We start from the raw sequence: 13,648 nt of genomic DNA on the forward strand, positions 1-13,648 counted from the left end.
GCGGTCCCGACCACGCGACGTCACCGGTACGCCGTACCTACATTCGGCCGCACCCCATCTCCCAGGAGGACGCTCGTGACCACCTCCCAGACCGTTTCGACCGACGTGCTGATCGTCGGCGCGGGACCGACCGGCCTGTACGGCGCCTATTACGCCGGCTTCCGTGGTCTCACCGCCACCGTGGTCGACGTCCTGCCGCAATCCGGTGGCCAGGTGATGGCGCTGTACCCGGAGAAGCAGATCCGCGACGTCGCCGCCATCCCCGCGATCAAGGGCCGCGATTTCGTCGCCGCCCTCGTCGAGCAGGCCGCCTCGTACGAACCGACGTACCTGCTGGGCCGCCAGGCGCTCACGCTCGAACACACCGCCGACGAGGCCGTGGTCATCCTCGACGACGGCACAGTCGTCCGGGCCCGGGCCGTCGTACTCACGTCCGGCATCGGTACGCCGACCCCCCGGCCGCTCGAGTGCGGTCAGGAGTGGCTCGGCAGCGGGCTGTCGTACTTCGTCACCGACCCGCTGCAGCACGCCGGCCAGGACGTCGTGATCGTCGGCGGCGGCGACAGCGCGCTCGACTGGGCGGATGCGCTCGAACCGATCGCCCGGTCCGTCACGCTCGTCCACCGCCGCAAGGCATTCCGCGGTCACGCCGCGACGCTCGAACGGGTCCGGTCGAGCAGCACCCGGCTGCACACCGACACCCAGGTCGTCGAACTGACCGGCGACGACGGTCGCCTGAGCAAGGTGACACTGCGGACCACAACCGGCCAGGAGAGCGTCGTAGCGGCGGATCAGGTGATCGCGGCACTCGGGTTCATCAGCGATCTGGGTCCGTTGCGGGACTGGGGGCTCGAGCTTCGTGGGCGGTCGGTCGCTGTCGACCGGGCGATGCGGACCAATCTGCCCCGCGTCTACGCCGCCGGCGATCTCGCCGACTACGACGGCAAGGTCAGGCTGATGTCGGTCGGATTCGGCGAGGTCGCCACGGCGATGAACCACGTGGCCGTGGATCTGGACCCCGAACTGGCCCTGTTCCCCGGCCATTCCACCGACGCCGTCTGAGAGGAATCACCATGACCTACGTGATCGGCGCCGACTGCATCGACGTACTCGACCGCTCCTGTGTCGAGGTCTGTCCGGTCGACTGCATCTACGTCGGCGGACGCAAGAGCTACATCAACGGCAACGAATGCATCGACTGCGGCGCCTGCGAGGTCGAGTGCCCGGTCGAGGCGATCGTCGTCGACCGCGCCGCCCGCAAGGACCCGGAGCTGAAGCAGCACCTCGAGGACTCGGTAGCGTTCTTCCAGGCACCGCTCCCCGGCCGGGACGCACCGCTCGGCGATCCCGGCGGCGCGCAGAAGCTCGGCGAGGTAGGCGTCGACACTCCTCTGGTCGCCGGATGACCGTGCGGCGCGGGTACGCCGATACGCCGTACGGGCAACTGCACTACGCCGAGTCCGGCCGCGGTCCCGCGCTGTTGCTGCTGCACCAGACGCCCCGCTCGTACGACGAGTTCCGCGAGGTGCAACCGCTCCTCCCCGGCCGGGTCATCGCGATGGACATGCTCGGCTTCGGCCTGAGCGCCGCGCTGCCGAAGCCGCAGACGATCGAGCAGTACGCCGCCGGCGCCTTCGCGCTGCTGGACGCTCTGGAGGTCACAACAGCTGTTGTGCTGGGGCATCACACCGGCGCGGCGGTCGCGGTGGAGATGGCGGCGTCGCACCCGGAACGAGTCCGTGCACTCGTGCTGTCCTCGCCGCCGTGGACGTCTCACGGGTCCGGCGTCGACGATGTCGCGACTGATGCTGATGGCAATCACTTGACCGGTCTGTGGCAGCTGCGCCAGCCGTACTATCCCGCCGGTCGACCCGACCTGCTGGAGCGCTTCGTTCGGGACGCGCTCGCAGTCGACCCCGCCGAGGGACATCGTGCCTGCGCGCGGTACCGGATGGAGGACCGGATCGGGCTGGTGACAGCTCCGGTCCTGCTCATCGGCGCGAGCGCCGACCCCTTCGCCTATCCGAACGTGGCCATCCTCCGGCAGCATCTGGTCTCGGCTCGCTCCGTGACCGTCGAAGGCGGCATGATCCCGTTGATGGAGCAGGCGCCGGAGGAAGTCGCCGAGCTGGTCACCGACTTCCTCCGCTGACCGCTCAGGCCTTGGCCAGATCCAGCGCGATGTCGACGATCATGTCCTCCTGACCGCCGACCAGCTTGCGGCGGCCGACCTCGACGAGGATCGTCCGCACGTCCAGGTCGTAGCGGTCGGCAGCGACCTCCGCGTGCCGCAGGAAGCTCGAGTAAACCCCCGTGTAGCCGAGCGTCAGCGTCTCCCGATCCACTCGCACCGGCCGGTCCTGCAACGGCCGCACGATGTCGTCTGCCGCGTCCTGCAGCGCGAACAGATCGCACCCGTGCTCCCATTCCTGGAGCGTCGCCACCGCCACGAACGGCTCGATCGGGCAGTTTCCGGCACCGGCTCCCTGGCCGGCGAGTGAGGCGTCGACCCGCGTCACCCCTTCCTCGACAGCGGCGACGGAGTTCGCGACGGACAGCGACAGGTTCTCGTGCGCGTGGATACCGAGTTCGGTCGCCGGGTCGAGGACGTCGCGATAGGCCCGCACCCGCTCCCGTACGCCGTCCATCAGCAAGCGGCCGCCGGAGTCCGTCACATAGACGCAGTGAGCGCCGTACGACTCCATCAGAGCCGCCTGCTTCGCCAGTTCGGCGGCGGGCGCCAGATGGCTCATCATCAAGAAGCCGGACACGTCCATGCCGAGCTCCCGCGCGGTCGCGATGTGCTGGGCGGAGACGTCGGCTTCGGTGCAATGAGTCGCCACTCGCACCGACCGGACACCGAGACTGTGCGCCGTCTTCAGGTCCTGGATGGTCCCGATACCGGGCAGCAGCAGAGTCGTGAGCCGCGCCCGCGAGATGTTCTCGGCCGCGACCTCGATCCACTCCCAGTCCGAATGCGAGCCAGGTCCGTAGGTGAGGCTGCCGCCGGCGAGGCCGTCGCCGTGGGCCACCTCGATACCGTCGACCCCGGCCGCATCCAGCGCGGTCACGATCCGGGCGACGTCGGACGGCTCCATCCGGTGCCGGACGGCGTGCATGCCGTCCCGCAAGGTCACGTCCTGGATGAACAGCTTGGTCATCCGCGGGCCATCCTCTCCGCCGCGGCGAGGGCCGCGGACGTCATGATGTCGAGATTCCCGGCGTACGACGGGAGATAGTGGGCCGCGCCCTCGACCTCGAGGAACACCGAAACCTGATGCGTCACGGGCGACCCGCCGGTCAGCGTGTGAACCGGCTGGTCCTTCGGCACCGGGGTGATCTGAACCTCTTGCTTGAGTCGATACCCAGGCACATAGCCGGCGACGACCGCAACCATCGCGCCGATCGACTCGCGGATCTGCTCGTGGGTGGCGGGATCGTCGGTGTTGATCAGGCAGAGCACGGTGTCGCGCATGATCAACGGCGGCTCAGCCGGGTTCAGCACGATCACCGCCTTCCCGCGCCTGGCGCCGCCCACCTTCTCGATCGCGGCCGCCGTGGTCTCGGTGAACTCGTCGATGTTGGCCCGGGTCCCGGGTCCGGCCGACCTGGACGCGATCGACGCGACGATCTCGGCGTACACCACGTCGGTCACCCGGCTGACCGCGGCGACCACCGGGATCGTCGCCTGGCCGCCGCAGGTGACCATGTTGACGTTGTCCTCAGCAACGTTCTCGCCGAGGTTCACCGCCGGTACGACGTACGGCCCGAGTGCGGCCGGGGTCAGGTCGACGAGCTTCTTGCCGTACGGCGCCAGCGCGCGGGCGTTCACCTCGTGGGCCTTCGCCGAGGTGGCGTCGAAGACGATGCCGATGTCGTCGAAGCCGTCGAGGGCGATCAGGCCCTCGACACCCTCGTGCGTCGTGGTCACGCCCATCCGGGCGGCCCGCGCGAGTCCGTCGGAGGCTGGATCGATACCGACGAGCGCGGCCAGTTCGAGCGTCTCCGACAGCCGGATGATCTTGATCATCAGATCGGTGCCGATGTTGCCCGACCCGATCACGGCGACCTTGGTGCGTTCCATGAGTTCCTTTCAGCTGAAGGTGACCGCGACGCGGCCCAGTCCGGAGATCTCCGCCTCCACCCGCGCACCGGACGACACGGGGACCATCGGCCCGAGCGCGCCCGACAGGACGACGTGTCCGGCGCGCAGCGGATCGCCCAGCTCGCGCGCGGTTCGCGCCAGCCACGCGAGTGCGTTCAAGGGATCCCCGAGACATGCCCGGCCGGACCCCTGGGAGGCCTGTTCGCCGTCGAGGCGCAGCGTCATCTGGACGTCGGCCGGCTCGATCTTTGCCAACGGCAACCTCTCGTGGCCCAGCACGAACAGTCCGCTCGACGCGTTGTCCGCGACGGTGTCGGCGAAGCTGATGTCCCAGTCGGCAATCCGGCTGTCGACAATCTCCAGGGCCGGTACGACGAACTCCACCGCTTCCCGCACGGTCGAGTCGTCGATCGCTCCGTCCAGGTCGCGTCCGAGGACGAAGGCCACCTCCGCCTCGACCTTCGGCTGCAGCAGGGCGCCGGCTCCGACCACCCCGCCGTTGGCGACCTCCATGTCCGCGAACAACACCCCGAAGTCCGGCCGATCCACGCCGAGCTGCTGCTGGACCGCAGGCGAGGTGAGACCGATCTTCCGGCCGACCACCCGGCCACCAGCGGCCACGCGTTCGCCGACGAGCATCTTCTGGACCGCGTACGCCGTACTGACGTCGTCTCGGCCGATCAGATCGCGGACCGGTGCGCACGGCGTCTTCGTGCGTGTCGCCTGCCGGAGGCGGTCGGCTGCGGCATGGATCGTCATACGAGTTCTCCTGGGAAGTGGCACGCGGCGGCATGGCGGTCACGGCGTGGGACCAGTTCGGGGTCCAGTTCCACGCAGATGTTCCGGTCCGGATGGGTGAGCGGACCGATCGGGCAGCGGGTGCGGAACCGGCACCCGGACGGTGGACTGGCCGGGCTCGGCAGGTCGCCACGCAAGACGATCTGTTCGCGAGTTCGCTCCTCGACGTTCGGAGTCGGGGACGACGACAGCAGCGCGACGGTGTACGGATGCTGCGGATCGCCGTACACCTCGGCGGCCGTGCCGGTCTCGACGATCCGGCCCAGATACATCACCGCGACGCGATCGCTGAGGTGACGCACGACGGACAGGTCGTGGGCGATGAACAGGTAGCCCAGGCCCAGCTCGCGTTGCAACTCCTCGAGCAGGTTGATGATCTGTGCCTGGATCGACATGTCCAGCGCGGAAACCGGCTCGTCCAGGATCAGCACCTTCGGCCGCCGGGCGAGCGCCCGCGCGATCCCGATTCGCTGTCGCTGACCACCGGAGAACGCGTGCGGGTACCGATCCAGGTACTCACGCCGCAGACCGACCCGGTTCATCAGCGCCAGCGACTCCGCTTCCAGCTCAGCCCCGCGGACACCGCGCAACGACAGCGCCTCGGCGAGTGACTGACGGACCGTACGGCGTGGATTCAGCGACGCGTACGGGTCCTGGAACACGTACTGCACCGACGAACGGATCCGGCCGAGCTGCTCGTCACGCATCGACGTCACGTCCTGGCCGTCGACCGCGACGGATCCACCGGCCACCGGCGTGATGCCGACGATGCTGCGCGACAGCGTCGACTTGCCGCAACCGCTCTCCCCCACCAGGCCCACGGTCTGCCCCGGGTGCACGGCCAGGCTGACCGAATCCACGGCGTACACCGGAGGGTCCCGATGGAACAGCCCGCGACGTCGCGAGCCGACGTCCACCCGCAGGTCCCGGACCTCGAGTGCCGCAACGGTGGCCGTCGTCTTGTCGACGATCGACGGTGGGTCGACCACCAGCCGGTCGACGGCCGGAGCGACGTCGACGGCGACCTCACGATGCGCCACGAAGCACGCCGACAGCTGTCCCTCGCCACCGACCTGGAGGAGGGCCGGGACTGCCTCGCGGCATTCGTCCCCCGCGAAGCCGCACCGCGGGGCGAACGAACAGCCCGGCGGAAGCGCCGCCGGGTCGGGTGGCGAGCCCGGGATGGCCGGCAACGGTTGCCCCAGGCGATCGTCGTCGAGCCGTGGCATCGCCGCCAGCAGTGCGGCGGTGTAGGGATGACGCGGCGTCCGAAGGACCTGTTCGACCGTGCCCTGCTCGACGATGCGGCCGCCGTACATGACCGCGACCTTCGAGCACATCTCCGCCACCACGCCCATGTCGTGAGTGATGATCGCGATCGCCAGTCCGAGGTCGGTGCGCAACTTCAGCAGCAGTCGCAGGATCTGCGCCTGGATCGTCACGTCGAGCGCGGTGGTCGGCTCGTCCGCGATCAGCAGCACCGGGTTGTTCGCGAGCGCGATCGCGATCACGACGCGCTGCCGCATCCCGCCCGAGAACTGGTGCGGGTACTGATCGACCTTGACCGCCGCGTCCGGGATACCGACCTGGTCGAGCAACTCGATCGCGCGCGGACGGGCGTCGCGCTTGCTCGTACCGTGCAGGGTGAGCGCCTCGATGATCTGGGCGCCGATCGTCATCACCGGGTTCAGCGCGGCCTGTGGATCCTGGAAGACCATCGCGACACCGCTCCCCCGGCGGCGCCGCATCTCGCGCTCCGGCAGAGACAGCAGGTCCTCGCCGTCGAACTCGACCGAGCCGCCGACGATCTCGCCGGGAGCGCGGACCATCCGCATGATCGAGCGAGCCGTCACGGACTTGCCGGAGCCGGACTCGCCGACGATACCGAGGACATCACCCGGCTGGATGTCGAAGCTGACGTCGTTCACGGCGCGGACGTGATCCTGGCCGATCCTGAACTCGGTCCGCAGGTTCCGGACCCGCAGCAGCGCCCGGCCGGTCTCGATCTGCTGGGCCGTCCGTACCACCGTGGGATTGCTCACCGGTTCACCGCCTCGTTGAGAGCGTCCGCGATCAGGCTGAACGCCACCGCGAGCAGAAGAAGGATCAGTCCGGGGCCGATCAGGTACGTCGGCGCCTCGGTGACGAACCGCAGCCCGTTGTTCAGCAGGACGCCCAGCGACGGCGTCGGCGGCTGCACGCCGAGTCCGACGATGCTCAGCCCGGCCTCGATGTACACGCCGATCACCATCCAGATCGAGCCGTTCACGACGGCCGAGTCCATCGCGTTCGGCACGATGTGCCGGGTCAGCACCTGCCGCTTCGGTACGCCGAGAACCCGCGCCGCCAGCACGTACTCCCGCGATTGCTGCGACAGCCACGCCGCCCGGGCCAGCCGGCCCGCGGTCGGCATCCCCGAGATCAGGATGGTGAGGAACAACGCGAGCCAGCCCGGACCGATGATCGCCACCAGGCAGATGCCCAGCAGCAGGCCCGGGAATCCGATGATCACGTCGAAGAGCCGCTGGATCGCGGCGCCGAGACGCTCGGAGATCACTCCGGCCAGGCCGAGCATCATCCCGAGCGCCATGCTCAGCGGTACGGCGGCGAAGATCAGACTCAGGTCGATCCGCAATCCGTAGATGCTCCGGGTCAGGATGTCGCGGCCGAACTCGTCGCGTCCGAACGGATGCGCAGCCGACACACCGGTCAGCGACGCGCTGCCCTGCTGGTCGTAGCCACCTGGGAACAGCACCGGGGCGAGCAGTGCGGCAAGCACCAGGATGCCGAGCACGGTCAGTCCGACAATGCCGCGCGGCGTACGAAACGCCGACAGATACCGCAGGACGGTCGGGTTGAGGCGCCGGGTCCGCTGCAGACCGGCCGTGGTCACGTCGAGATTCGTCATCGTCAATCTCCCAACCGGACTCGGGGATCCAGGGCGGCCAGGACGATCTCCGTGCCGAGCTGGCAGAGGACCGCCACGAAGACGGCCCCCAGGATCAGGACCTGCAGGACGGTGAAGTCCCGCGATTGCACACTGGTCACGGCCAGTTGGCCGAGCCCGTTGCGAGCGAAGATCGCCTCGATCACGACCGCCCCGGCCAGCAGATGCCCGACCTGGAGGCCAACGGCCACGACCGCGCTGCCGAGGCTGTTGCGGAACACGTGCCGGAAGGTGATCCGCCGGCTGGACGCGCCCTTGCTGACGGCCAGGTCGACGAACTCCGCCTTCCGCATCGTCGCCATCTCGGTCTGGATGAACCGTGCGACCACCGCCGCCGGTCCCAAAGCGAGCGCGAGCGACGGCAGCACCAGGTACTGGATCCCGATCGCCGGGTTGGACAGCACCCCGACCTCGCCACTGACCGGCAGCCATCGGTTGAACACGCCGAACACGAGGATGAGGCCCAGCCCCACCACGAACGACGGCACCGCGACGAACAGGCTGTCGGTGAAGTCCAGCAGCGCCCGGACCCAGCCGATCCGGGCCGAGCCGGCCAGGATTCCGAGCCCGGCGCCGATCACGATCACGAAGACAGTGGCCAGTACGGCCAGCTCGAGGGTGCTGCCGATCCGGTCCCCGATCAGGCTCGCCACGCTGCGGTGCAGCAGGAACGACTCCCCCAGGTTCCCGTGGAACAGTCCCCCGATCCAGTCGAGATACTGCACCACCGGGGGCTTGTTCAACCCCAGTTGCTCCCGGATCGCCGCGATCGTCTGCGCGTCGGGATCCTCGCCGGCCAGCACGACCGCGACGTCCCCCGGGGCCAGCCGCGGCAGCGAGAACGCGACCACCGAGCTGGCGAACAGAACGAACAGGACCGACGGTGTCTTGCGGAGCAGGAACCTGATCATCGGGTTGCGCCCTTCAGTCGCTCAGCCAGGACTGGCCGAGGTTCAGGAAGCCCATCTGGGTCGCGACGATGTTGTTCAGCGAGCTCGACCGCACCGTGAGTGTGGGACGAGTGATCAGCGCGACCGCGAAGGCCTGGTCGAGGAAGTAGTCGTCGAACTCCTTCAGTGCCTTCTCCTGGGCGGCCTTCGTGCTCGCGTTCGTCACCGTCCGCGAGAGTGCGGAGTACTCCGGGGTCTTGAAGAAGGTGATGTTCTGCTCGGCCGAAAGCTCGGGCCTGCTGACCATCGCGGTCGCCGGCGACGCGCCGTTGCTGGCCTGCATCAGGACGGCCGCGGTCGGGAAGGTACGCGCGGCCAGCTTCTGCTGGTAGTCCGGCACGTTCATGGTCACCGGCTTCGCCTCGAGACCGACCGCCGCGAGGTTGTTCTTGACGATCTGGAAGATGGCCAGAGACTCGGGACCGTCAGCGGTCGCCACGTCGAACGTCGTACCGGGCTTGACGCCTGCGTCGGTCAGCATTTGCTTCGCCTTGGCCGGGTCGTAGGTGTAGTGGCCGGACTGCGCACTGTCGTAGCCGACCGTCGACGGCCGCCACGGCAGACTCGCGGCCGTGGCCTTGCCACCCTCCGCCTGCTGCACGATGCGATTGCGGTCGATCGCGTACTGGACCGCCTGACGCACGGACTTGTTGTCGAAGGGAGGCTTCGTCACGTTCAGCCCCAGGTGGAACGCAGCGCCGCCCGAGCTGAGCAGCGCGAAGCCTTGCTGCGTGCCGAGACTCCGCGCGTCCACGGGAGCGACGCCGACGGCGTACTGCGCGCGTCCGCTCTTGATCGCCGAGACCAGCGCGGTCGGGTCCTTGACGATGTTGACCTCGATGGCGTCGAGGTGGGTGTTCACCGCGTCCCGGTACTTCGCGTACTTGGTGAGCTCGACCTTGCCACCAGGGGTGAACGACTTCCACTCGAACCGGCCGGTGCCGTCGACCTTCTGACCGGCGGCGTAGTCGGCGTACGTGTCCTTGTTCAGGATCGGCATCGTCTCGAACAGGTCGAAGATCGCCGGAAGCGGGTTCGCGAAGGTCAAGGACAGCTCGGTGTCACTCTTCACCTGCACGGCCGAGATCTGCGCCGCAATCTTCTGGTTGGCAGCACCGACCGCGGGCTCCTTGGCCTTGTCCACCGTGAAGGCGACATCCGCAGCGGTGAGCTTCCGGCCGCTGTGGAACGTCACGTCGTCACGCAACTGGACTGTCATGCTCTTGCCGTCCGGAGCGAGCTTCCAGGACTTCGCCAGCACGCCTTTGGGCTCACCGGTCTGGGCGTCGATCAGGGTCAGCGTCTCGAAGACGGCGTACTCCGTCACGATGTTGCCGACCGCGGTTTTCAGGAACGACGCCGGATCGGGGTCGTAGGCCTGGGCGACCACCAGCGTGCCGCCGTTCTGCGCCGGCCCGGCCGCGGTCGCGGCGGCTTGACCGGTGTTCTGGCCCGTGTTCTGGGTCGCAGCGCTGCACGCGGCGCCGGCCAGCATCACCGCGGCGGCGGCCACCGCTACCGCTGTCTTCTTGAGTGACATCGAAACTCCTCGAGCTAGTCCTGACACCTGCCGTTGGCGGAGTGCGAAGCGCAGTGAGGAACGCCGGGGCGGCGACCGGATCGGGCTCCGGTCCTCGCAGTGATCGCCACACCATAGGGCCGCCGGGTCACCCCCGTGCCGGAGTCGGTTCGCTGACCGGAACGCCGTCCGGCCGGCGCTCACGCACGGCGGTTAGCGTCCCGTGCCATGCCTCTCGGATACGGCTTCACCTCGTACGGCGGTCCGGAATTCCAGCGCTTCCTCGACCTCCCGATGCCAGAGCCCGGGCCCGGTGAGCTCCTCGTCGAGGTGCACTCGGCAGGCGTGAATCCGGTGGACTGGAAGGTCCGCGAAGGCAAGCACCGAGCGTTCCTCCCGCTCACGCTTCCCGCCGTCCTCGGTCGTGAGGTCTCCGGGACCGTGATCCGCGCCGGCGCCGGCTTCGCGGCAGGCGATCGCGTGTGCGGCCCAACGGTCGGTGGCTGCGGCGGGTACGCCGAGTTCGCGCTGCTGCCCGCGGAGCGCGTCGCCCGGATGCCCACCGGTCTGTCGTTCACAGACGCCTCCGTCCTCCCGATCGCGGCCGGTACGGCGTACGACGCACTCGAAACGCTGCACCTCGAACCCGGCGAGAGCCTGCTGATCCTCGGGGCCGGCGGCGGTGTGGGCACGGTCGCCGCCCAGCTGGCCGTGATGCGCGGAATCGAGGTCGCCGGCACAGCGAGCGCGACGAAACACCACTACCTGCAAGCACTCGGAGTCGTTGCCTACGACCATGATCAGGAGCCGCCACGAGCAGACGCCGTACTCGATCTCGTCGGTGCCCTGGACAACGTCGACGGCGGCCGGATCCTCAGCGTGGCGGATCCGGAGGTCCTGGCTCACCACGGCGCTCGACCACTGAAGCGCAACGGAGATCCCGGCGTGCTCGCCGTACTGACCGAACTGGTGGCGAACGGGAAACTCGATCCGGGCGTGCGGCATGTGTACCCGTTCGCCGAAGCCGGTGACGCCCTCGCCCTGGTCGAAGCCGGTCATGTGGCAGGAAAGGTCGTGGTCGGTTTGCCTACCGGACCACGACACTGATCCCGGCGGCCATTTCGTCCTTAGCATGCGACGACGGCCGCACCCCGACGGAAGGACGACCATGACCGCACTGCCCAGCTCGCGTCTCGCGCTCAACCCGATCCAGTGGATGGCCACCGACGACGGCTGGCTCGACCCGTCCAAGGCGCCCGAGCCCGCGGAACAGCTGGCGCTGGTGAAGAAGGCCGGCTTCGACGGCGTCATGGCCGCGGTGCCGAGCGGTTGGTCGGTCTCGCAGTACGCCGGACTCGTCGCGGACACCGGTCTGGACCTGGCTCCCGGGTACTTCGTCTGCCGCTCCGACGGTCAGGACGGCAAGCAGGACGAGGTCGTCGAGGACGCAGCCCGCATCGCCCGGCAACACGCGGAGCTCGGGCTCGACGTGGTCGGCCTCGGCCTGAGCATGGGTACGGCGGCGGCACGGCTCGCGCACCCGGCCCAGGGCACCGACCCGGTGTCGGAACGGCTCGACGCGATCACTGAATTGGTCAGCCGCATCGCCGCCGCGATGACTACCGAAGGCGTACGGCCTGCCTTGCATCCGCACGTCGGCACGTGGGTCGAGACCGACAGCGAAGGTCGCGCAGTCCTCGAGGCGGTGTCGGCCGACCAGCTCGGCTTCCTGCCCGACACCGGACACCTCGCGTGGGCGGGCGTCGACGTCCGCGCGCTGATCAGTGACTACGCCGACCGGATCCCGTTCGTGCACGTGAAGGATTGCCGGCTCACCATCGGTCAGCAGGGCCGCGAGGAGGACTGGGACTACAAGAAGATCGTCCGCTCCGGTCTGTGGGCCGAGCCCGGCCGCGGCGAGCTGCCGCTGGTCGAGATTCTCGGTGCCCTTGGCAACGACTTCAGCGGCTGGCTGATGGTCGAGGTGGACAAGCCCGACATCTCCGACCCCTACGAGAGCGCGGTCGCGTCCGCGACCTGGATGCGCGCCACGTTCGGAGGCCACCGGTGACCCACCGCCTCGGAATCCTTGGCAGCGGCAACATCTTCGGCCGTTACGTCACTGGGCTCAGCCGCTATCCTTCGCTGACGATCGCCCGGGTCGCGGACATCGACACCACCCGGGCCAAGGAAGCCGCCGCTGAGTACGACATCCCTTCGTGGGGCGACGACGCCGACCTGTACGCCGACGACTCGATCGACATCGTCGTCAACCTCACCCCGCCGGTGCACCACGCCGCGACGATCAAGGCCGCGCTGCGAGCCGGCAAGCACGTGTACGTCGAGAAGCCGCTCGCGACCACGGTCGACGACGCTCGCGACGTACTTGCAGTCGCCGCGGAGAGCGGGAAGATCCTCGGCTCCGCGCCGGACACCTTCCTCGGCAGCGCGAGCCAGACCGCCCGCACAGCCCTCGACGACGGCCTCATCGGTGAGCCGATCGGCGCGTCCTTCTTCATCGGTCACAGCAAGGCCGAGAAATGGCACCCCGATCCACGGTTCCTGTTCCAGACCGGCGGCGGGCCGGTGCTGGACATGGGTCCGTACTCGCTCGCGATCCTCGTCAACCTGCTCGGCCCGGTCGCCTCGGTGAGCGCGTCCAGCCGCGTCGGTGCGCCGGTGCGTACCGTCACGTCCCCGAACCGTGCGGTCGACACGATCGATGTCGACGTACCGACCCATGCGGCAGCCATCTTCACTTTCGCGTCCGGAGCGATCGCGACCGCCCAACTCAGCTTCGACGTCTGGGACAGCGACCTGCCGCACATCGAGGTCTACGGCACCAAGGGCACCCTCTCGCTGGCCAACCCGAACCACTTCGACGGCGACGTCCGCCTCAAGCGCCACACCGACGACAACTGGCTCGTCCTCCCACCCGTCACCGAACTCTTCGGCGCCGTAGGCACCAAGGAACAAGCCCGCCGCGGCCTAGGCGTCCACGACCTCACCACCGCAATCGAAGGCGCTCCGCACCGCGCCAACGCCCCCTTCGCCCTCCACGTCCTCGACTCCCTGACCGCCGTACAAGCATCATCCGACGCCAACACCCCCATCAGCCTCACCACCACCTGCAACCGCCCACAAAGCATCACCTGAACCCACAACTTCACGACATGCTCCCCCGACTCCCTGACCGCGCCTCTCTACTGGCCGCGGTTTGCGCAGCGGCTGACGGACCAGTCACGGACCAGGACCGAAATCGGCTCGGAGCTCGAGCCTCCCGACCCAGGCCCCGGACTGCTCTAGCCGGAGGTCTGGGAAAGGCGGAA

Annotated in this window: 13 protein-coding genes; 6 read left to right on the forward strand and 7 right to left on the reverse strand. The window is 68.7% G+C overall.

Features of this window, described 5'->3' with window-relative positions:
• The first annotated feature begins 75 nt into the window (after window positions 1–75).
• From E0H92_RS43040 to E0H92_RS43050, 3 genes are read left to right on the forward strand one after another with little or no spacing between them, the layout of a single operon-like run.
• Window positions 76–1,062, forward strand: coding sequence for an NAD(P)/FAD-dependent oxidoreductase (locus E0H92_RS43040; protein ID WP_131500376.1), 987 nt, complete (start codon window positions 76–78; stop codon window positions 1,060–1,062).
• 11 nt (window positions 1,063–1,073) lie between these two features.
• A complete protein-coding gene (locus tag E0H92_RS43045) occupies window positions 1,074–1,406 on the forward strand; it encodes an indolepyruvate ferredoxin oxidoreductase subunit alpha (RefSeq protein WP_131500377.1) in 333 nt (110 codons plus the stop codon).
• Complete coding sequence (locus E0H92_RS43050; protein WP_131500378.1) at window positions 1,403–2,152, forward strand: alpha/beta fold hydrolase; 750 nt, start codon at window positions 1,403–1,405, stop codon at window positions 2,150–2,152. The genes E0H92_RS43045 and E0H92_RS43050 overlap by 4 nt, the downstream gene beginning before the upstream one ends.
• A 4-nt stretch (window positions 2,153–2,156) precedes the next feature.
• Here the strand turns inward: E0H92_RS43050 and dmpG are convergent, their stop codons facing one another.
• Genes dmpG through E0H92_RS43080 form a run of 7 tightly spaced genes read right to left on the reverse strand, consistent with a single transcriptional unit; the run spans window position 2,157 to window position 10,340 of the window.
• Window positions 2,157–3,161, reverse strand: coding sequence for a 4-hydroxy-2-oxovalerate aldolase (gene dmpG, locus E0H92_RS43055; protein WP_131500379.1), 1,005 nt, complete (start codon window positions 3,159–3,161; stop codon window positions 2,157–2,159).
• A complete protein-coding gene (locus tag E0H92_RS43060) occupies window positions 3,158–4,084 on the reverse strand; it encodes an acetaldehyde dehydrogenase (acetylating) (RefSeq protein ID WP_131500380.1) in 927 nt (308 codons plus the stop codon). The genes dmpG and E0H92_RS43060 overlap by 4 nt, the downstream gene beginning before the upstream one ends.
• Window positions 4,085–4,093: 9 nt before the next feature.
• On the reverse strand, window positions 4,094–4,864 hold the full coding sequence (locus tag E0H92_RS43065; RefSeq protein WP_131500381.1) for a 2-keto-4-pentenoate hydratase: 771 nt from the start codon (window positions 4,862–4,864) through the stop codon (window positions 4,094–4,096).
• Window positions 4,861–6,945, reverse strand: a complete 2,085-nt coding sequence (locus E0H92_RS43070) for an ABC transporter ATP-binding protein (protein WP_202874126.1) — start codon at window positions 6,943–6,945, stop codon at window positions 4,861–4,863. The genes E0H92_RS43065 and E0H92_RS43070 overlap by 4 nt, the downstream gene beginning before the upstream one ends.
• Complete coding sequence (locus tag E0H92_RS44865) at window positions 6,942–7,811, reverse strand: ABC transporter permease (protein ID WP_202874127.1); 870 nt, start codon at window positions 7,809–7,811, stop codon at window positions 6,942–6,944. Before E0H92_RS44865 ends, E0H92_RS43070 begins: the two co-directional genes overlap by 4 nt.
• A gap of 2 nt (window positions 7,812–7,813) precedes the next feature.
• Window positions 7,814–8,761, reverse strand: a complete 948-nt coding sequence (locus E0H92_RS43075; RefSeq protein ID WP_131500383.1) for an ABC transporter permease — start codon at window positions 8,759–8,761, stop codon at window positions 7,814–7,816.
• A 13-nt stretch (window positions 8,762–8,774) separates the two neighbouring features.
• A complete protein-coding gene (locus E0H92_RS43080; RefSeq protein ID WP_131500384.1) occupies window positions 8,775–10,340 on the reverse strand; it encodes an ABC transporter substrate-binding protein in 1,566 nt (521 codons plus the stop codon).
• 207 nt (window positions 10,341–10,547) lie between these two features.
• Between E0H92_RS43080 and E0H92_RS43085 the strand changes: the two genes are divergently transcribed.
• The 3 genes from E0H92_RS43085 to E0H92_RS43095 all read left to right on the forward strand — a co-directional run bounded on the left by E0H92_RS43085 (window position 10,548) and on the right by E0H92_RS43095 (window position 13,475).
• The gene (locus tag E0H92_RS43085; protein WP_131500385.1) at window positions 10,548–11,426 is read left to right on the forward strand and encodes an NADP-dependent oxidoreductase; all 879 of its coding nucleotides are present in this window, start codon (window positions 10,548–10,550) and stop codon (window positions 11,424–11,426) included.
• A 61-nt stretch (window positions 11,427–11,487) separates the two neighbouring features.
• Window positions 11,488–12,390, forward strand: coding sequence for a sugar phosphate isomerase/epimerase family protein (locus E0H92_RS43090; RefSeq protein ID WP_165550291.1), 903 nt, complete (start codon window positions 11,488–11,490; stop codon window positions 12,388–12,390).
• Window positions 12,387–13,475 carry a Gfo/Idh/MocA family protein gene (locus tag E0H92_RS43095; RefSeq protein WP_131500387.1) on the forward strand — a complete coding sequence of 363 codons (1,089 nt, stop codon included), beginning with the start codon at window positions 12,387–12,389 and terminating at the stop codon, window positions 13,473–13,475. The genes E0H92_RS43090 and E0H92_RS43095 overlap by 4 nt, the downstream gene beginning before the upstream one ends.
• Window positions 13,476–13,648: the final 173 nt, after the last annotated feature.

The sequence above is a fragment of the Kribbella speibonae genome (assembly GCF_004331375.1).
GTDB classification, from domain to species: Bacteria; Actinomycetota; Actinomycetes; order Propionibacteriales; family Kribbellaceae; genus Kribbella; species Kribbella sindirgiensis.

Coding starts and splice junctions, on each gene's coding strand:
- dmpG (WP_131500379.1), bottom strand. CDS start 3,161: ATGACCAAGCTGTTCATCCAGGACGTGACCTTGCGGGACGGCATGCAC.
- E0H92_RS43090 (WP_165550291.1), top strand. CDS start 11,488: ATGACCGCACTGCCCAGCTCGCGTCTCGCGCTCAACCCGATCCAGTGG.
- E0H92_RS43075 (WP_131500383.1), bottom strand. CDS start 8,761: ATGATCAGGTTCCTGCTCCGCAAGACACCGTCGGTCCTGTTCGTTCTG.
- E0H92_RS43050 (WP_131500378.1), top strand. CDS start 1,403: ATGACCGTGCGGCGCGGGTACGCCGATACGCCGTACGGGCAACTGCAC.
- E0H92_RS43065 (WP_131500381.1), bottom strand. CDS start 4,864: ATGACGATCCATGCCGCAGCCGACCGCCTCCGGCAGGCGACACGCACG.
- E0H92_RS44865 (WP_202874127.1), bottom strand. CDS start 7,811: ATGACGAATCTCGACGTGACCACGGCCGGTCTGCAGCGGACCCGGCGC.
- E0H92_RS43085 (WP_131500385.1), top strand. CDS start 10,548: ATGCCTCTCGGATACGGCTTCACCTCGTACGGCGGTCCGGAATTCCAG.
- E0H92_RS43080 (WP_131500384.1), bottom strand. CDS start 10,340: ATGTCACTCAAGAAGACAGCGGTAGCGGTGGCCGCCGCCGCGGTGATG.
- E0H92_RS43060 (WP_131500380.1), bottom strand. CDS start 4,084: ATGGAACGCACCAAGGTCGCCGTGATCGGGTCGGGCAACATCGGCACC.
- E0H92_RS43045 (WP_131500377.1), top strand. CDS start 1,074: ATGACCTACGTGATCGGCGCCGACTGCATCGACGTACTCGACCGCTCC.